The sequence below is a fragment of the Pseudomonas sp. 05N432 genome (assembly GCF_056396945.1).
On the sequence record NZ_JBFTMM010000004.1, the window covers coordinates 119008 to 138236 of the forward strand.

The following is a 19229-nucleotide window of genomic DNA, read 5'->3' on the forward strand; positions in this document are numbered from 1 at the left end:
CGAGGGCGATCATGGCAGAACTGACCACGTTGGCCCGACCTTACGCTAAGGCAGCCTTCGAGCATGCCCAGGCCCACCAGCAACTGGCCTCTTGGTCAGCCATGCTCGGCCTGGCTGCAGCAGTGTCGCAAGACGACACCATGCAGCGCGTGCTCAAGGCCCCGCGACTGACGAGCGCAGACAAGGCCGCCACGTTTATTGACGTGTGCGGCGACAAGTTTGATGCCAAGGCACAGAACTTCATCAACGTCGTTGCCGAAAACGACCGTCTCCCGCTTTTGCCGGAGATATCCGCTCTGTTCGACCTGTACAAGGCAGAACAAGAGAAGTCGGTAGACGTTGAAGTGACCAGTGCTTTCGCGTTGAACCAAGAACAGCAAGACAAACTCGCCAAGGTTCTCAGTGCACGACTCAACCGGGAAGTGCGCCTGCAAGTCGAGGAAGACAAATCCCTGATAGGGGGCATTGTCATCCGCGCCGGCGACCTGGTTATCGATGGCTCGGTTCGCGGCAAACTCGCGAACCTTGCCGAAGCATTGAAATCTTGAGTTTGAAGGGGCAGCAGAGCAATGCAGCAACTCAATCCTTCCGAAATAAGTGAAATTATCAAGGGCCGCATCGAAAAGCTCGATGTGACCTCCCAAGCCCGTAACGAAGGCACTGTCGTCAGCGTATCTGACGGCATCGTGCGGATTCACGGTCTGGCCGACGTAATGTACGGCGAGATGATCGAGTTTCCGGGCGGCGTCTACGGTATGGCCCTCAACCTGGAGCAAGACTCTGTAGGCGCCGTTGTATTGGGCTCTTACCAGACTCTGGCCGAAGGCATGAGCGCCAAGTGCACTGGCCGCATCCTCGAAGTTCCGGTTGGTAAGGAACTGCTGGGTCGCGTAGTCGATGCACTGGGTAACCCAGTTGACGGCAAAGGTCCGCTGAACAACACCGAGACCGACGCGGTCGAGAAAGTTGCTCCAGGCGTGATCTGGCGTAAGTCGGTAGACCAGCCTGTACAGACTGGCTACAAGGCTGTTGACGCCATGATCCCTGTCGGCCGTGGCCAGCGTGAGCTGATCATCGGTGACCGTCAGATCGGTAAAACCGCTCTGGCGATCGACGCGATCATCAACCAGAAAGACAGCGGCATCTTCTGCGTCTACGTAGCTATCGGTCAGAAACAATCGACCATCGCCAACGTGGTTCGCAAGCTGGAAGAAAACGGCGCCTTGGCTAACACCATCGTCGTAGCTGCCAGTGCCTCGGAATCGGCTGCACTGCAATTCCTGGCACCGTACTCCGGTTGCACCATGGGCGAATATTTCCGCGACCGCGGTGAAGACGCGCTGATCGTTTATGACGATCTGTCGAAGCAAGCAGTGGCTTACCGCCAGATTTCCCTGCTGCTGCGCCGTCCACCAGGCCGTGAAGCCTACCCAGGCGACGTGTTCTATCTCCACTCCCGTCTGCTGGAGCGCGCATCCCGCGTTTCGGAAGAATACGTAGAGAAGTTCACCAACGGTGCCGTGACTGGCAAGACCGGTTCCCTGACCGCTCTGCCAATCATTGAAACCCAGGCTGGCGACGTTTCCGCGTTCGTTCCGACCAACGTGATTTCGATCACCGACGGTCAGATCTTCCTGGAATCGGCCATGTTCAACTCCGGGATCCGTCCTGCAGTGAACGCCGGTGTTTCGGTATCCCGTGTGGGTGGTGCCGCTCAGACCAAGATCATCAAGAAGCTTTCCGGTGGTATCCGTACCGCTCTGGCTCAGTACCGTGAACTGGCTGCATTCGCCCAGTTCGCTTCTGACCTGGACGAAGCCACTCGCAAGCAGCTTGAGCACGGTCAGCGCGTTACCGAGCTGATGAAGCAGAAGCAATATGCGCCGATGTCCATTGCCGACATGTCGTTGTCCCTGTATGCCGCTGAACGTGGCTTCCTGGTAGACATCGAGATTCCAAAAATCGGTAGCTTCGAGCAGGCCATGATTGCTTACTTCAACCGCGATCACGCCGAATTGATGGCGAAGATCAACGTGAAGGGTGACTTCAATGACGAAATCGACGCTGGCCTGAAAGCCGGTATCGAGAAGTTCAAGGCCACCCAAACCTGGTAAGCCGCAGCGGGGGCCGAGAGGCTCCCGCTTGCTAACCTGATAGGTGTTACATGGCAGGCGCAAAAGAGATTCGCAGTAAGATTGCGAGCATCAAAAGCACGCAAAAAATTACCAGCGCCATGGAAAAAGTGGCGGTCAGCAAAATGCGCAAGGCACAAATGCGCATGTCGGCTAGCCGTCCTTACGCGGAGCGCATCCGCCAGGTTATTGGTCATCTGGCCAACGCTAACCCGGAATATCGCCACCCGTTCATGATCGAGCGTGCTATCAAGCGCGTTGGTTATGTCGTCGTGAGCAGTGACCGTGGTCTGTGTGGTGGCTTGAACACCAACCTGTTCAAGGCTTTGGTCAAGGACATGGCGGTAAACCGCGAACAAGGCGTCGAGATCGATCTGTGCGTGATTGGTAGCAAAGGTGCGGCTTTCTTCCGTAACTTCGGCGGTAACGTCGTTGCAGCTATCAGCCACCTGGGTGAAGAGCCGTCGATCAATGATCTGATCGGCAGCGTCAAGGTGATGCTGGATGCCTACCTGGACGGCCGTATTGACCGCCTGTGCGTGGTGTCCAACAAGTTCATCAACACCATGACGCAACAGCCTACCGTGGAGCAGTTGATTCCACTGGTGGCGACCCCGGATCAAGAACTCAAGCACCACTGGGACTATCTCTACGAACCGGATGCCAAGGAGCTGCTTGACGGCTTGATGGTCCGCTACGTGGAGTCGCAGGTCTACCAGGCGGTGGTCGAGAACAACGCAGCTGAACAAGCGGCGCGGATGATCGCAATGAAGAACGCTACCGACAACGCCGGTGACTTGATCAGCGATTTGCAGCTGATCTACAACAAGGCGCGTCAGGCTGCGATCACCCAAGAGATCTCGGAAATCGTCGGCGGCGCTGCCGCGGTTTAACGGTTCAAATATTCAGAGGATCCAGCTATGAGTAGCGGACGTATCGTTCAAATCATCGGCGCCGTTATCGACGTGGAATTTCCACGCGACAGCGTACCGAGCATCTACAACGCGCTGAAAGTAGTGAGCGCGGCCGAAACCACCCTGGAAGTTCAGCAGCAGCTGGGCGACGGTGTGGTTCGTACCATTGCGATGGGTTCCACCGAGGGCTTGAAGCGCGGTCTGGAAGTCACTGACTCTGGCGCAGCCATCTCCGTACCGGTCGGTAAAGCGACTCTGGGCCGGATCATGGACGTACTGGGCAACCCGATCGACGAAGCTGGCCCGATTGACACCGAAGAACGCTGGGGCATTCATCGTCCTGCGCCATCCTTCGCTGAGCAAGCTGGCGGCAACGACCTGCTGGAAACCGGCATCAAGGTTATCGACCTGGTTTGCCCGTTCGCCAAGGGCGGTAAAGTCGGTCTGTTCGGTGGTGCCGGTGTAGGCAAAACCGTAAACATGATGGAACTGATCCGTAACATCGCCATCGAGCACAGTGGTTATTCCGTGTTCGCCGGTGTGGGTGAGCGTACTCGTGAGGGTAACGACTTCTACCACGAGATGAAGGATTCCAACGTTCTGGACAAAGTGGCACTGGTTTACGGTCAGATGAACGAGCCGCCGGGAAACCGTCTGCGCGTAGCTCTGACCGGCCTGACCATGGCCGAGAAGTTCCGTGACGAAGGTAACGACGTTCTGCTGTTCGTCGACAACATCTATCGTTACACCCTGGCCGGTACTGAAGTATCCGCACTGCTGGGCCGTATGCCTTCTGCAGTAGGTTACCAGCCGACCCTGGCTGAAGAGATGGGCACTCTGCAAGAGCGCATCACTTCCACCAAAAACGGTTCGATCACCTCGATCCAAGCGGTATACGTACCTGCGGATGACTTGACTGACCCGTCGCCAGCGACCACCTTCGCCCACTTGGACGCCACTGTCGTTCTGTCCCGTGACATCGCTTCCCTGGGTATCTACCCAGCGGTAGATCCACTGGATTCGACTTCGCGTCAGCTGGACCCGAACGTGATCGGTCAGGACCACTACGACACCGCTCGCGGCGTTCAGTATGTTCTGCAGCGTTACAAAGAACTGAAGGACATCATTGCGATCCTGGGTATGGACGAGCTGTCGGAAACCGACAAGCAGTTGGTATCCCGCGCTCGTAAGATCCAGCGCTTCTTGTCGCAGCCGTTCTTCGTGGCTGAAGTCTTCACCGGTGCATCGGGTAAATACGTTTCCCTGAAAGACACCATTGCTGGCTTCAAAGGCATCCTCAACGGTGACTACGACCACCTGCCAGAACAAGCGTTCTACATGGTCGGCGGCATCGAAGAAGCGATCGAGAAAGCCAAGAAACTGTAATCCCGGCGCCCGGCAACGGGCGCTAATCAGGTTGAGGCAAGCAGATGGCTATGACAGTCCATTGCGATATCGTCAGCGCGGAAGGAGAAATCTTTTCCGGTCTGGTCGAGATGGTGATTGCGCACGGCAGCCTGGGTGATCTTGGTATCGCTCTGGGTCACGCACCGCTGATCACTGAACTCAAGCCAGGTCCGATCCGCCTGATAAAACAGGGTGGGGAAACCGAGGTGTTTTACATCTCCGGTGGTTACCTCGAGGTTCAGCCGAACATGGTCAAGGTTCTTGCCGACACCGTGCAACGTGCTGCCGACCTGGACGAAGCCTCCGCTCAGCTAGCCGTTCAGGCTGCTGAGAAGGCCTTGCATGAAAGAGGCGCCGAGTTCGACTACGGTTCCGCTGCCGCTCGTCTGGCCGAGGCGACAGCTCAGCTGCGCACCGTCCAGCAGATCCGCAAGAAGTTCGGCGGCTGATAAGCCTCCCGCTTGTTGTGTGATTGATTAAAAAGGGTAGCCTCGGCTACCCTTTTTCTTTTTTTGCAATTTACCTCTTGGTCGCAGCCGCTGACCATCCAGGATTGGTAGCCAGTCATGTCTCTAGAAATCGTTATTCTCGCTGCCGGTCAAGGCACTCGCATGCGTTCAGCTCTGCCGAAGGTGCTACACCCGGTGGCGGGGAACTCCATGCTTGGCCATGTTATCCACAGCGCCCGCCAACTTGATCCACAGCGCATTCACGTGGTGATTGGCCATGGCGCCGACGCGGTACGCGAGCGTCTGGCAGCAGATGACTTGAACTTCGTGTTGCAGGACAAACAGCTCGGCACAGGACACGCAGTGGCCCAGGCTGTGCCGTTCATTACCGCCGATACCGTATTGATCCTTTACGGTGACGTGCCGCTGATCGAAGTCCCGACCCTGCAACGCCTGCTCAAGCTCGTGGCGCCAATGCAGATGGGGCTGTTGACCGTCGAGCTCGATGACCCGACGGGTTATGGCCGTATCGTGCGCAACGCTGACGGGCGGGTGACCGCTATCGTCGAGCATAAAGATGCCAGCGAAGCCGAGCGTACGATCACTGAAGGCAACACCGGTATTCTCGCGGTGCCGGCCAGTCATCTGGGGGACTGGATGAGCCGGCTCTCCAACAACAATGCGCAGGGCGAGTACTACCTGACCGACGTGATCGCCATGGCAGTCAGCGACGGCCTGATCGTGGACACTGAGCAACCTCACGACGCGATGGAAGTGCAGGGCGCCAATGACCGCAAACAGCTCGCCGAGCTTGAGCGTCACTATCAGTTGCGCGAAGGCCGTCGACTGATGGCCCAAGGCGTGACATTGCGCGATCCGGCACGGTTTGATGTGCGCGGTGAAGTGACAGTCGGCCGTGATGTGCTGATCGACATCAACGTGATTCTCGAAGGTCGCGTGGTCATCGAAGACGACGTGGTCATCGGCCCGAACTGCGTGATCAAGGACAGCACCCTGCGCAAGGGCGTAATCATCAAGGCCAACAGCCACATCGAAGGCGCGGTATTGGGCGAGGGCAGCGATGCCGGTCCGTTCGCACGCTTGCGTCCGGGAACTGTGCTGGAAGCCCGCGCCCATGTGGGTAACTTCGTCGAATTGAAGAATGCCCATCTGGGTGAAGGCGCCAAGGCCGGCCACCTGACCTACCTGGGCGATGCCGAAGTCGGCGCGCGCACCAACATTGGCGCCGGCACCATCACCTGCAACTATGATGGCGTCAACAAGTGGAAGACGGTCCTGGGTGAAGACGTATTCATTGGCTCCAACAACTCGTTGGTAGCGCCTGTGGATATCCTGGACGGTGCGACTACTGCGGCGGGTTCGACGATTACCTCGACTGTGGATAAGTCTCAGTTGGCCGTTGGTCGGGCTCGGCAGAAAAATATCGATGGTTGGAAGCGTCCGGTGAAAGTCCAGAAGAGCTGAGTTATCCACAGATCAATGATCGGCCGAAGTTATTCACAGCCTGATCCATTGCCTTCACGAACAAGCAAACTCGCCCGGCCCTTCCCACAGATATTGCACATCAATCTGTGGGAAGGGCCGGGCGACGTTCGCTTGCTCGCGAATAGATTAACCACTGATCTTATTTTCGCGTGCTGGCTTGACGAAGTTTCGCTGATAGGTTTTGATTGCTTCCGATTATCTTTCGAATCGAAACTTGTCAGCTCATGTCAAAGCGCAATACACCACAACGTCGCCACAATATCCTTGCCTTGCTGACTGAGCAGGGCGAAGTCAGTGTGGATGAATTGGCCAAGCGTTTTGAAACCTCGGAAGTTACAATTCGCAAGGATTTGGCCGCGCTTGAAAGCAATGGCTTGTTGTTACGCCGTTACGGCGGCGCAATCACCATGCCGCAAGAGTTGGTCAGTGACCCGAGCCAACCCGTTTCCCAGTACAAGCAAGCCATTGCCCAAGCAGCGGTGGCGCGGATTCGTGAACACGCGAGGATTATCATCGACAGCGGCAGCACGACCGCCGCGATGATTCCGCAACTTGGGCAACAGCCGGGTCTGGTCGTCATGACCAATTCCTTGCACGTCGCCAATGCGTTGAGCGAACTTGAACATGAGCCGGTGCTGTTGATGACCGGGGGAACCTGGGACCCGCATTCCGAGTCATTCCAGGGGCAGGTCGCCGAGCAGGTCCTGCGCTCTTACGATTTTGATCAGTTGTTCATTGGTGCCGACGGCATTGATTTGGTACGTGGTACCACGACCTTTAACGAATTGCTCGGTCTGAGCCGAGTGATGGCCGATGTGGCCCGTGAAGTGATCGTGATGGTCGAATCCGACAAGATCGGCCGCAAGATTCCAAACCTGGAGTTGCCATGGAGCAGCATCCATACCCTTATTAGCGATGATCGCTTGCCGCAAGAGGCTCGCGACCAGATTCAGGCCCGCGGCATTAACTTGATATGCGCGGCAGTCAGCCAGGAGAAATAGCATGTGTGGAATTGTCGGTGCAGTCGCGGAACGTAATATCACCGCCATTTTGCTCGAAGGTCTGAAGCGCCTCGAATACCGCGGCTACGACAGCGCCGGTGTAGCGGTTTACACCAACGGTGAAAAACTCGAGCGCATGCGTCGCCCGGGCAAGGTCAGCGAACTTGAACAGGCCCTGGCACAAGAACCGCTGGTTGGCCGTCTCGGTATCGCCCACACCCGTTGGGCCACTCACGGCGCGCCGTGCGAGCGTAATGCTCACCCGCATTTCTCCGGTGATCTGGCGGTGGTGCACAACGGCATCATCGAAAACCACGAAGCCCTGCGTGAGCAGCTCAAGGCACAGGGTTACGTGTTCACCTCGGACACCGATACCGAAGTCATTGCCCACCTGCTGAACCACAAGCTCAAGGAGCTCCCTGACCTGACCGTCGCCCTCAAGGCTACCGTCAAGGAATTGCACGGTGCTTACGGTCTGGCCGTTATCAGCGCGCAACAACCGGATCGTCTGGTCGCCGCTCGCAGTGGTAGCCCGCTGGTGATCGGCCTGGGTCTGGGCGAGAACTTCCTCGCATCCGACCAACTGGCACTGCGTCAGGTCACTGACCGTTTCACCTATCTGGAAGAAGGCGACATCGCGGAGATCCGCCGTGACAGCGTGCAGATCTGGGATATCGACGGCAACGTTGTCGAGCGCGAAGCGGTGCAGTACCGCGATAACACCGAATCCGCCGAGAAGGGCGAGTTCCGTCACTACATGCTGAAGGAAATCCACGAGCAACCGTCGGTCGTGCAACGCACCCTGGAAGGCCGCCTTGGCCCGAATCAGGTGTTGGTCCAAGCGTTCGGTCCACAAGCTGCCGAGCTGTTCGCCAAGGTCCGCAATGTGCAGATCGTCGCCTGCGGTACCAGCTATCACGCCGGTATGGTCGCGCGTTACTGGCTGGAAGAACTGGCCGGCATCCCGTGCCAGGTCGAAGTCGCCAGCGAATTCCGCTATCGCAAAGTGGTCGTGCAACCCGATTCGCTGTTCGTGACTATCTCTCAGTCTGGCGAAACCGCTGACACCCTGGCCGCACTGCGTAATGCCAAAGAGCTGGGTTTCCTCGCCAGCCTGGCCATCTGCAACGTCGGCATCAGCTCGTTGGTGCGTGAATCCGACCTGACGCTGCTGACCCAGGCCGGTCGCGAAATCGGTGTGGCATCGACTAAAGCATTCACCACTCAGTTGGTGGGGCTGCTGCTGTTGACCCTTTCTCTGGGTCAGGTGCGTGGCACCTTGTCCAAAGACTTGGAGGCCGAGTTGGTGGAAGAGCTGCGTCGCTTGCCGGCTCGTCTGGGCGAAGCGCTGGCGATGGACAGCACCGTCGAAAAAGTCGCCGAGCTGTTCGCCGACAAGCACCACACACTGTTCCTCGGTCGTGGCGCACAGTACCCGGTGGCGATGGAAGGCTCGCTGAAGCTCAAGGAAATCTCCTACATCCACGCTGAAGCCTACCCGGCCGGCGAGCTCAAGCATGGCCCGTTGGCGTTGGTCGACGACGACATGCCTGTAGTGACAGTGGCACCGAACAACGAACTGTTGGAGAAGTTGAAATCCAACCTGCAGGAAGTTCGTGCCCGTGGCGGCCAGCTGATTGTGTTTGCTGACGAAAAAGCCGGCATGAGCAATGGCGAAGGCACGCATGTGGTCAACATGCCGCACATCCACGACATCCTGTCGCCGATCCTCTACACCATTCCGTTGCAGTTGCTCTCGTACTACGTTGCTGTGCTGAAAGGCACAGACGTTGACCAGCCGCGTAACCTGGCGAAATCGGTGACGGTGGAGTAAGTCATAGCGGCGATCAGGACCTTGGTGGTTCCTGAAAACAGATTTTGACACAACGGCTAAGCCCCTTTTTTAAGGGGCTTTTCTGTTTCTGGTCGGCGCTATTTTTCTGATCATGATCCCTCTCTAAGGGGGGAGGGACAGTCAGAAATGAATCTCCGCGGACTTGATGCCAATCTCCCGAAGCTCATGGATCAGGTCATCCAAGTGTCGAAATGACTCGATTTCTTCTTTGTCATTGATCAGAAAATAGCTGCTTCCCACCTCTTTTTTAAACAGGATGATCCACTCGCGCGTGTTGGCCGGGTTGGCTATCACATGCGTGTCGAAGTGCATGCCTTCACCGTGTTTGGTTTTGACGTCTTCGCGTTTCATGTGGATCTCCGAGCGTGGACTCATGTTGTCCACAAACATGATTCTGGATCATTCAACACTGGTTTTTTCAGCGTCGCGGATGCTGTGCAAAGGGTATTTCAGTGGCTTTGCTATTATCACTTCATGTAAATATTATGCACATGCCACCACAGAGGGCTAGTCATGATTGCGATACGAGAAGCCTGGAAAGCGGGCCTGTTGAGGCCTGAGCACTGGCTTCGAAATATCGTCTCCGGGGTCATCGTCGGCGTTGTGGCACTGCCCTTGGCCATGGCGTTTGCCATCGCCTCAGGCGTAAAGCCCGAGCAGGGAATTTACACAGCCATCATCAGTGGGCTTCTGGTTTCTCTCTTTGGAGGGAGCCGTCTTCAGATCGCAGGCCCGACAGGGGCATTCGTCGTCATTTTGTCTGGAGTGACCGCCAAATACGGCGTTGATGGCTTGCAGATCGCGACGATAATGGCCGGGGCGATTTTGCTGTTGCTCGGTATCACCAAGCTTGGGGCCATCATCAAGTTCATCCCCGACCCGGTGATTGTCGGATTCACCGCCGGCATTGGTGTGATCATTTGGGTCGGGCAGTGGAAAGATTTCTTTGGTTTGCCGAAAATCAGCGGTGAGCATTTCCATGAGCGACTCTGGCACCTGGTTCAGGCTCTCCCCAGCTTTCATGTACCCACGACACTGTTAGCACTCTCAAGTCTGGTGCTGGTGATCAGCGCCCCCAAAATACCTGGCGTAAGACGTGTTCCCGGCCCCTTGATCGCTATGGTCGTCGTGACGGCGCTGCAGTCATATTTTCAGTTCGCCGGGGTTGCAACGATCGGGAGTGCTTTCGGGGGGATTCCTCGAGGATTGCCTGCGGTCGGCCTTCCCGCAATAACACTGCCTCAAGTGATTGAGTTGATTGGCCCGGCGTTCGCCATCGCGATGTTGGGCGCTATCGAGTCATTACTGTCTGCGGTTGTCGCCGACGGTATGGCCGGTACCAAGCATGACTCCAATCAGGAGTTAATCGGCCAAGGCATCGCTAACCTGGTCACCCCTTTGTTCGGTGGCTTTGCCGCGACAGGTGCAATTGCTCGAACCGCGACCAACATCCGTAATGGAGGCAACAGTCCCATCGCGGGTTTTGTACATGCGCTCACATTGATAATGCTGATTTTATTCCTGGCGCCGTTGGCTTCGGATATTCCACTGTGTGCGTTGGCAGCGATCCTGTTTGTGGTCGCCTACAACATGAGCGAGTTGAAGCATTTCCAGCGCATGGTCAAGCGCGCCCCGAAAGCCGACGTGGCAATACTTCTAATCACCTTCAGCCTGACCGTTTTCAGCGATTTGGCGATTGCAGTGAACATTGGTGTCATTCTCGCGATGCTGCAATTCATGCGTCGGATGGCATCTTCTGTCGAAGTGCAGCAAATGGTCGAAAAGGAGCTTGAGGTTGAGTTACGGATCAATGGGCACGTTCGTCTGCCGCCTGGCGTTTTGGTGTACACCATTGAAGGGCCGCTTTTCTTTGGCGCAGCAGAAACCTTTGAGCGCGTTCTGGCCCAAACGCACACCGATCCGGGGACATTGATTATTCGTCTAAAGCGAGTGCCGTTCATGGACATAACGGGCTTGCAAACGTTGCTCGAAGTCATTGAGCAATTACGCAAGCGCGGCATTGTCGTAAAACTGTGCGAAGCCAACGATAAAGTCCTGGGCAAGCTGGATAGAGCGGGAATACTCCAAGCGCTTGGTTCAGAGCATTATCATGCCGACTTCAGTGGTGCATTGGGCAGTTTCGAGATCGACAAGGCGCCACGCCTTGGCTGAGCTGGAGCTTTAGTCGGCAGAACGATGAGCGGGCTCCCGATGTGCAGGCTCCATGGCGAGTGAACTACTTATCATTGACCGCTATTTTGCTTTTGGTCGAGTAGGACACGCCATGTGTCTCCAGGTAGTCTCGAATAAGCTGGCGGACGACCTGTGAAGGCGTCAGGTCCTGAGATGCACAGAGCTCCTCAAGGGCTTTTTTCTTGATGGGATCAATGAGCACAGTCAGTCGTGCAGTCTTATTTTCCATGGAGTTGCCAGTACCCTAAGGCGTTCGATGATAATCAAATTCTAATGGCCGAGGCTTTGTTTGTCATCGTTCAGGTTTGTGACGGCTCGCTGGATCAACTGGGCTCAATCAGTGGAGATACGCTCCTGACCCTGGGGATATTCGTATCTGACTCTGTCGGTTTGGCACTGATCCCGCCAAAGGGATGGTGAGCATTCACAAATGCGTAAAAAATACGTCAAGTTTATGTTTCTGTAACAATTTGAAACGTACAATCCGCCCCGGAAATACAGCGCGTCGGCATCGATTTCAATTGGGTGTGCCGCAGGCAGAATCTGCGGGCTGGATGACGTCGTGTTTTTCCCGTCCAAATGTCCTTTTCACTCCCGTTCAGGAGACTCCAGCCATGGATCCTGCCCATTCTCGGCGGGCCGCCCATTGAGATGCCGAGTGAGGTACAGAGGGTAAACGATGTGTTCAGATCCCCAACGTTCTGAGCCGTTGAACAGTTTCCTGCCTCGCCCCATAGCGTTCGTTTGTGTGGCCTCCCTCCGTCGTTTTATTACCCCGCTAGAGTTTACTTAGCTGTGCTTCAACTGCTTGTTGAGCCGTTCTGTGCGCGGTCACTCTAGAACCTGTTGATCGGTGGTCAACGATCACCACCAGAACGCTACTGGAATCACTGAACATGAATAAGGTATTGCGTCATTACATACCGGCCACGGCACAACGGTTGCTTCCCAACCGTTGGGACCTGATCGCCATGCCGTTGGTGATTGGCTTCCTGCTGTTTTTCTCGATTGGCGCACGCGAGACCTGGGCCCCGATCTCGACGTTGCAGACGCAGGTCATTTCTCTGGACCCTGCCGACTTGCCCGAATACGCGATCCGCACCACATTGCGCATGCTCGCGGCCATGGTGGCGGCGCTGATTTTTACCCTGGTTTACGGGACGTTGGCTGCCAAGAGCCGGCGGGCCGAGAAGCTGCTGGTGCCGGTGCTGGATATTCTGCAATCGGTGCCGGTGCTGGGCTATATCTCTTTCACCGTGACATTTTTCCTGCTGCTGTTTCCAGGGCGTGTGCTGGGCGCGGAGTGCGCGGCGATCTTTGCCATTTTTACCAGCCAGGCCTGGAACATGACGTTCAGCTTCTACCAGTCGCTGCGTACGGTGCCTCGGGATCTGGAGGAGGTGTCCAGCAACCTGCAGCTTTCGAGCTGGCAAAAATTCTGGAAGCTTGATGTGCCGTTCGCTATTCCAGGCCTGGTCTGGAACATGATGATGAGCATGTCCGGTGGCTGGTTTTTCGTGGTGGCCTCGGAAGCGATCACCGTGGGTGACAAGACCATCACCTTGCCGGGCGTCGGTTCCTATCTGGCGACCGCCATCGAACAACGCGACATGCACGCCGTGGGTTACGTCATTCTGGCGATGATTGTGGTCATCCTGGTTTACGACCAATTCCTGTTCCGGCCGCTGGTGGCCTGGGCGGACAAATTCCGGATGGAAGACACCGCTTCCCAAGCCGGTAGCCCTGAGTCCTGGGTACTGAATCTGATTCAGCGTACCCGGATCGTTCAGCGCCTGTTGAGGCCTTTTCTCCGGGCCATCGTGCGCATCACCAACATGCGCCTGAGCCTGCCACGCTCCAAAGCAGTGGCCGTTCAGGCCAGTCCGACGGTTTCACGAGTTATCGATTGGGTGTGGGGCGCGGCGATTGCGCTAATGACCCTGTACGCGCTGTATCACATCGTGATTTACGTCGGCAGCGAGGTGACGCTGGGCGAACTCTGGCATGTGATCGGTTTGGGCACCATCACCCTGTTGCGGGTGGCCTTGTTGATTCTGGTGGCCTCGCTGATCTGGGTCCCGCTGGGCGTGATGATTGGCTTGCGTCCGCATCTGGCGGAGAAAATCCAGCCGCTGGCCCAGTTCCTCGCGGCGTTCCCGGCGAACCTGTTGTTTCCGGTGTTTGTCATCGTGATTCTGCGCTATCAGTTGAACCCGGACATCTGGTTAAGCCCGCTGATTGTGTTGGGCACCCAGTGGTACATCCTGTTCAACGTAATCGCTGGCGCCAGCGCCTTTCCCAACGACTTCCGCGAGGCTGCGACCAATTTCCGCATTCGCGGCTGGCAGTGGTGGCGCAAGGTCATGTTGCCGGGCATTTTCCCGTATTACGTGACCGGCGCGATTACCGCCTCGGGCGGGGCATGGAACGCCAGTATCGTGTCCGAATTCGTTTCCTGGGGACAGGACAAGGTGGTCGCTCACGGTTTGGGGGCCTATATCGCCCAGACCACTGCGGCTGGCGACTTTCCGAAAATCACCTTGGGCGTGGTGGTGATGTCGTTCTTTGTCGTGGCGTTCAACCGCGTGCTGTGGCGGCCGTTGTACGCGATCGCTGAAAACAAACTCCGTCTGAATTAACAGGTGTCGATTTGATGAATAGCCAGACTGAAAAAACAGGCGCGCACTCCGAGATTTATGCACTCAAGAACGTCTGTCGAGGCTTCGGTAAGGGCAAGGACGAGTTACAGGTACTCAGCGATGTCGATCTGACCCTGCGCGAAGGTGAAATCGTCGGCATGCTGGGGCGTTCCGGCTCCGGCAAGTCGACGCTGCTACGGATCATTGCCGGTCTGATCCTGCCCTCCTCAGGCGAGGTTCGCTATAACGGCTCGGTGTTGACCGGACCTGCCGAAGGCGTGGCCATGGTCTTTCAGACCTTTGCCCTGTTTCCCTGGCTGACGGTTCTGGAAAACGTCGAAGCCGGTCTTCAAGCGTTGCAGGTCGAACCCAAAGCTGCGCGCAAGCGTGCACTGGCAGCGATCGACCTGATCGGCCTCGACGGTTTCGAAAACGCGTACCCACGGGAATTGTCGGGTGGCATGCGCCAGCGCGTAGGCTTTGCCCGGGCACTGGTGGTCAATCCGACCTTGCTGCTGATGGACGAACCTTTCTCGGCGCTGGATGTGCTGACGGCAGAAACCTTGAGAACCGACTTGCTGGATCTGTGGAGCGGCGGCCAGTTGCCGATCAAGTCCATCCTCATCGTGACCCACAACATCGAAGAGGCGGTGTTGATGTGCGACCGCGTGTTGGTGTTGTCGTCGAACCCCGGCCGGGTCGTAGCGCAAATCCGTGTGCCGTTCGCCCATCCGCGCAACCGTCTGGACCCGGCCTTTCGCAAAATGGTCGATGACATCTATGCCTTGATGACCAATCGACGCAGTGCCGACGCCCGCAGGGGCAAGGCCGAATTGCAATTGGGCAGCCCATTGCCTGAGGTGTCGACCAACCTGATGGCGGGTCTGATTTCCGCACTGGCGGCCGAGCCGTATTATGGGCAGGACAGCCTCTCCAATGTTGCCGAGCGCCTGTTGCTGGAGGTCGACGACCTGTTTCCGGTGGCGGAGATGCTCGAGCATCTGGGGTTTGCCGAACTCAAGGGCGCCGACATCAAGCTGACCGACGCCGGCAAGCTGTTCGATGAGTACGGTACCCAGGAACGCAAAACCATTTTTGCCGATCATCTGCTCAGGTATGTGCCGTTGGCCGCCCGTATTCGCCAAGTGTTGCAGGAACGACGCGGTCATTGGGCGCCGCGTGTGCGTTTCGAGCAGGAGTTGGGAGACTCGCTCAGTGACACCGCGATAGAAGAAACGCTGGAGAACGTGATCACTTGGGGCCGGTACGCCGAAATATTCTCCTATGACGACAACACCGAGACTTTCAGTCTGGAAGATGTCGAAGGCAGTCTGTAACCGGCTCATTCAGGGCCGGACACGACGATGCAACAGGTAGCTCATGGACAGACTCCAGGAAATGCAGGTATTCGTCGCCGTGGCGCAAGAGCAGGGTTTCTCTGCGGCGGCACGGCGCCTGGGGTTGTCGGCGGCCAGCGTGACGCGGGCGGTGGCGGCGCTGGAGGTGCGTATCGGCACTCAATTGCTCACACGGACCACGCGCAGTCTGCATTTGAGCGAGGCCGGTCAGCGTTATCTGGACGACTGTCGACGCATTCTGGCGGACATTCAGGAAGCCGAGGCGTCAGCCGCCGGCAGTCACGCGCAGCCACGTGGTCAACTGACGATCACCGCGCCGGTGCTATTCGGTGAGTTGTTCGTCACGCCGGTGATGGTTGGCTACCTTGAGCAGTTTCCCGACATCAGTATCAACGCGTTGCTGGTCGACCGGGTGGTGAGCATGGTCGAGGAGGGCATCGACGTCGCCGTGCGCATCGGTGAACTGCCTGACAGCAATCAGCACGCCATTCTGGTCGGCGAGGTGCGGCGGGTTATCTGCGGGTCTCCCGATTATCTGAAGCGTCATGGCCGGCCAATGCATCCCAATGATCTGGGCCGGGCGCGGATTGTTGCCACCTCGTCCATTGGGCAACAGCGAAACTGGCCCTTTAGCGAGGCCGGAGAGGTGTTGAGCATTCGCCCTGAACCGCGTCTGGTCGTCACGGCGAATCAGGCGGCAATCACGGCCGCGGCTCTGGGGCTTGGATTGACCCGGGTTCTTTCCTATCAGGTGGCCAGCAAGGTGGCCAGCGGTGAGTTGGAAATCGTCCTGCAAGACTTCGAACTGCCGCCGTTGCCCATCCATGTGGTGTATCAGGGCGGGCGCAAGGCGCCGGTGCGGGTACGCAGTTTCGTGGACTATGCGGTGAAGGCATTACGTGAACATCCGGCATTGCGCGCCTGAGCGTTATTGCGCTGGGTGAAATGATCGATTGTGTTTTCTGGTTATTCTGTTGATTTGATGGCAGGTGGAAGATAACGCCACTTAGCGCGGTTCCCTCCTGAACCGCGTGATCCAGCCGCGGAGTCGACTATGCACGCCATCAAACTCTACAACTTCCCACGTTCCGGCCACGCCCACCGTGTGGAGCTGATGCTGTCGTTGCTTGAGCTGCCAACCGAACTGATCTTCGTCGATCTGGCGAAAGGCGCACACAAACAGCCGGATTTTCTTGCACTCAATGCCTTTGGTCAGGTTCCGGTGATCGATGACCAGGGTGTGGTGCTGGCCGATTCCAACGCGATTCTGGTGTACCTGGCGCAGAAGTATGGCAAGGGCCGTTGGTTGCCCGCCGACCCGGTCGGTGCAGCCAGAGTTCAGCGCTGGTTGTCGATAGCGGCCGGACCGATTGCCTTCGGCCCGGCCATTGCACGACTGATCACGGTGTTCGGTGCACCTAACAATGCCGATGAAGTGATTACCCGTTCCCACAACCTGCTCAAGGTGATTGATCAGGAACTGAGCAAATCGACCTATCTTGCGGGTGATGAGCCGACCATCGCCGATGTTGCTGCCTACAGCTACATCGCGCATGCGCCGGAAGGCAACGTGTCGCTGGCTGATTATGCCAACGTGCGGGCCTGGCTGGCGCGGATCGAGGCCTTGCCCGGTTTTGTCGGCATGCCACGCACTGTGGCCGGTTTACAAACTGCCTGAAGCGCTTGCGGCCTGGCGATGTCGGGCCGTTCACACTGCGCCGGGTGCGCAGGGGAGAACCGTGATGGAGCTTTCACCTTGGCATGCCGGCGAGAAACAGTTACAGGCTCATGCAGGGGTTGCCGAGCGTATGGAAGCGCACGGGCGCAAGGTGATCCGCAAGCAAATGCCGGATCAGCATCGGCAGTTCTATCGGCAGTTGCCGTTCATGGTGTTCGGTGCCGTGGACGCCGACGGTAACCCCTGGGCGAGCATCCTCGAAGGCCCGCCGGGTTTCGCCCATTCCCCCGAACCTGCGCAGTTGCAACTCGACAGCCTGCCCACGTTGGACGACCCGGCGCAATTACACGCCGGGGCGGCGATTGGCTTGCTGGGGATCGAGTTGCACACAAGGCGGCGTAACCGGATCAACGGCCGGGTCAGTGCGATTGGCGCGCAAGGCCTGAGCGTCTCGGTCGAGCAGTCCTTCGGTAATTGCCCGCAGTACATTCAATTGCGGCAGTTCGAATCGGTGCCGTTGGCCGATCCGTCGACTCGTATCGCACAACGCCTGAATTCGCTGGATGACGCGGCCAAGGCGATGATTCGGGATGCCGACACCCTTTTTGTCGCCAGTTACGTGGATGTGGATAACTCACGTTCTGTGGATGTTTCCCACCGTGGTGGCCAGACGGGCTTCGTTCAGGTCGAGGGTGACTGCCTGACCATCCCTGATTTTGCTGGCAATCTGCACTTCAATACCTTGGGCAACCTGCTGCTCAATCCGCGGGCCGGGTTGCTGTTTATCGATTTCACCACAGGCGATCTGCTGCAGGTCAGCGGTCGTACCGAAATAATCCTCGATGGCCCACAAGTAGAAGCCTTTCAAGGCGCCGAACGGCTGTGGAAGCTGCATGTGCAGCAGGTGGTTCGGCGACCCGCAGCGTTGGCGTTGCGCTGGCGCTTCGATGGGGTTTCGCCCACCAGTTTGTTGACCGGCACCTGGGAACAGGCTGCCGCCAGGTTGCAGGCAGCGGCATTGGGCGATTGCTGGCGGCCAATGCGGGTGTCCCGGATCGAGCGGGAAAGCCAGAGCATTCGCTCGATCTATCTGGAGTCGGCTGACGGCGCCGGGTTACCGCTGTTCCAGGCCGGGCAGCATTTGCCGGTGCGCTTCACGCTTGATGGCCAGGTGCATATCCGCACTTACAGTCTGTCGAGTGCGCCCTCCGATGAGTTCTTCCGTATCAGCGTGAAGCGTGACGGATTGGTGTCTTCGCACCTGCACGAAGGGATTCAGGTCGGTGATTTGATTGAAGTCCGCGCACCGCAGGGGCATTTCACGGTAGCCGCCAATGAACAGCGACCACTGGTGCTGTTGGCGGCCGGGGTCGGCATCACGCCGTTGTTGTCGATGCTGCGTGAAGTGGTTTACCAGGGCCGGCGCACCCGACGTACGCGGCCGAGCTGGTTGTTCCAGAGTTCGCGCAGCCTGGCCGATCAACCGTTTCGGGCTGAGCTGGACCGTTTGCTGGACGGTACGGATGGCGCTGTGCGGGTCGTTCGACTGCTCAGCCAGCCGGAAGATCAGGTCCGGGAGGGCGAGGATTTTGACCTGGCCGGGCGTATCGACCTTGCGCTGCTCAAAACCATCCTGCTGGTGGAAGACTACGATCAGCTGGATTTCGTCTTGTGTGGTCCGAGCAGTTTCACTCAAGGGCTGTACGACGATTTACGTGGGTTGGATATCCGCGATCAGCGGATTCACGCCGAAACCTTTGGTCCTTCAACGCTGCGTCGGCAGCCGGATCCGGAGGTGGTAGTCATCGAGCAGCCTCCAGCGGCCACCACTCCGGTCGCAGTCATGTTTCAGCGTTCGGCCGTCGATGCTCGCTGGCAGCCAGGCAGCGGCAGTTTGCTGGAGTTGGCGGAGAGTCGGGGGTTGCGACCAGAGTTCAGCTGCCGCGGTGGTTCCTGCGGCACCTGCAAGACCCGTTTGATCGACGGTCAGGTGACTTATCCACAGCCCCCGGCGGAGTTACCCGGTGCGGGGGAAGTGTTGATTTGCTGTGCGGTTCCGGCAGAGGGCCAACAGCCGCTGGTGCTCGACCTGTAATC

Annotated in this window: 16 protein-coding genes; 14 read left to right on the forward strand and 2 right to left on the reverse strand. The window is 57.6% G+C overall.

Annotation, left to right across the window (positions count from 1 at the left end; all coding sequences use genetic code 11):
* Window positions 1-11: 11 nt before the first annotated feature.
* The 8 genes from AC1DHT_RS06235 (at window position 12) to glmS (ending at window position 9243) form a co-directional block, all read left to right on the forward strand.
* The gene (locus AC1DHT_RS06235) at window positions 12-548 is read left to right on the forward strand and encodes a F0F1 ATP synthase subunit delta (protein WP_054594854.1); all 537 of its coding nucleotides are present in this window, start codon (window positions 12-14) and stop codon (window positions 546-548) included.
* Between the two features lie 21 nt (window positions 549-569).
* On the forward strand, window positions 570-2114 hold the full coding sequence (gene atpA, locus AC1DHT_RS06240) for a F0F1 ATP synthase subunit alpha (RefSeq protein WP_054594853.1): 1545 nt from the start codon (window positions 570-572) through the stop codon (window positions 2112-2114).
* Between the two features lie 50 nt (window positions 2115-2164).
* Entirely contained in the window at window positions 2165-3025 is an 861-nt protein-coding gene (gene atpG, locus AC1DHT_RS06245) for a F0F1 ATP synthase subunit gamma (protein ID WP_054594852.1), read from the forward strand.
* 27 nt (window positions 3026-3052) lie between these two features.
* Window positions 3053-4432 (forward strand): F0F1 ATP synthase subunit beta, encoded by a 1380-nt coding sequence (atpD, locus tag AC1DHT_RS06250; RefSeq protein ID WP_427541421.1) that lies wholly within the window; start codon window positions 3053-3055, stop codon window positions 4430-4432.
* 44 nt (window positions 4433-4476) lie between these two features.
* Window positions 4477-4902 carry a F0F1 ATP synthase subunit epsilon gene (locus AC1DHT_RS06255; RefSeq protein ID WP_216742487.1) on the forward strand — a complete coding sequence of 142 codons (426 nt, stop codon included), beginning with the start codon at window positions 4477-4479 and terminating at the stop codon, window positions 4900-4902.
* 117 nt (window positions 4903-5019) lie between these two features.
* Window positions 5020-6387, forward strand: a complete 1368-nt coding sequence (gene glmU / locus AC1DHT_RS06260) for a bifunctional UDP-N-acetylglucosamine diphosphorylase/glucosamine-1-phosphate N-acetyltransferase GlmU (protein ID WP_427541418.1) — start codon at window positions 5020-5022, stop codon at window positions 6385-6387.
* A 245-nt stretch (window positions 6388-6632) separates the two neighbouring features.
* On the forward strand, window positions 6633-7409 hold the full coding sequence (locus tag AC1DHT_RS06265; RefSeq protein ID WP_427534451.1) for a DeoR/GlpR family DNA-binding transcription regulator: 777 nt from the start codon (window positions 6633-6635) through the stop codon (window positions 7407-7409).
* A gap of 1 nt (window position 7410) precedes the next feature.
* Window positions 7411-9243, forward strand: a complete 1833-nt coding sequence (gene glmS, locus AC1DHT_RS06270; protein ID WP_427534453.1) for a glutamine--fructose-6-phosphate transaminase (isomerizing) — start codon at window positions 7411-7413, stop codon at window positions 9241-9243.
* A gap of 141 nt (window positions 9244-9384) precedes the next feature.
* On the opposite strand, the gene AC1DHT_RS06275 is transcribed toward glmS, so the two are convergent.
* Window positions 9385-9615, reverse strand: a complete 231-nt coding sequence (locus AC1DHT_RS06275; protein WP_427541415.1) for a hypothetical protein — start codon at window positions 9613-9615, stop codon at window positions 9385-9387.
* Window positions 9616-9777: 162 nt separating this feature from the next.
* On the opposite strand from AC1DHT_RS06275, the gene AC1DHT_RS06280 reads away from it, so the two are divergent.
* Window positions 9778-11436 (forward strand): SulP family inorganic anion transporter, encoded by a 1659-nt coding sequence (locus tag AC1DHT_RS06280; RefSeq protein WP_427541412.1) that lies wholly within the window; start codon window positions 9778-9780, stop codon window positions 11434-11436.
* A gap of 64 nt (window positions 11437-11500) precedes the next feature.
* Here the strand turns inward: AC1DHT_RS06280 and AC1DHT_RS06285 are convergent, their stop codons facing one another.
* Window positions 11501-11686 (reverse strand): ribbon-helix-helix protein, CopG family, encoded by a 186-nt coding sequence (locus AC1DHT_RS06285; protein WP_427541409.1) that lies wholly within the window; start codon window positions 11684-11686, stop codon window positions 11501-11503.
* Window positions 11687-12353: 667 nt separating this feature from the next.
* Here AC1DHT_RS06285 and AC1DHT_RS06290 point away from each other — a divergent pair.
* The 5 genes from AC1DHT_RS06290 (at window position 12354) to AC1DHT_RS06310 (ending at window position 19227) form a co-directional block, all read left to right on the forward strand.
* Window positions 12354-14096: an ABC transporter permease gene (locus AC1DHT_RS06290; protein ID WP_427541406.1), complete on the forward strand. Its 1743-nt coding sequence runs from the start codon at window positions 12354-12356 to the stop codon at window positions 14094-14096.
* Window positions 14097-14110: 14 nt separating this feature from the next.
* Window positions 14111-15433 carry an ABC transporter ATP-binding protein gene (locus AC1DHT_RS06295; RefSeq protein WP_442114751.1) on the forward strand — a complete coding sequence of 441 codons (1323 nt, stop codon included), beginning with the start codon at window positions 14111-14113 and terminating at the stop codon, window positions 15431-15433.
* A gap of 43 nt (window positions 15434-15476) precedes the next feature.
* The gene (locus tag AC1DHT_RS06300; RefSeq protein ID WP_054594833.1) at window positions 15477-16379 is read left to right on the forward strand and encodes a LysR family transcriptional regulator; all 903 of its coding nucleotides are present in this window, start codon (window positions 15477-15479) and stop codon (window positions 16377-16379) included.
* A gap of 129 nt (window positions 16380-16508) precedes the next feature.
* The gene (locus AC1DHT_RS06305; RefSeq protein ID WP_054594832.1) at window positions 16509-17132 is read left to right on the forward strand and encodes a glutathione S-transferase family protein; all 624 of its coding nucleotides are present in this window, start codon (window positions 16509-16511) and stop codon (window positions 17130-17132) included.
* Between the two features lie 64 nt (window positions 17133-17196).
* A complete protein-coding gene (locus tag AC1DHT_RS06310) occupies window positions 17197-19227 on the forward strand; it encodes a pyridoxamine 5'-phosphate oxidase family protein (protein WP_427541399.1) in 2031 nt (676 codons plus the stop codon).
* Window positions 19228-19229 lie beyond the last annotated feature (2 nt).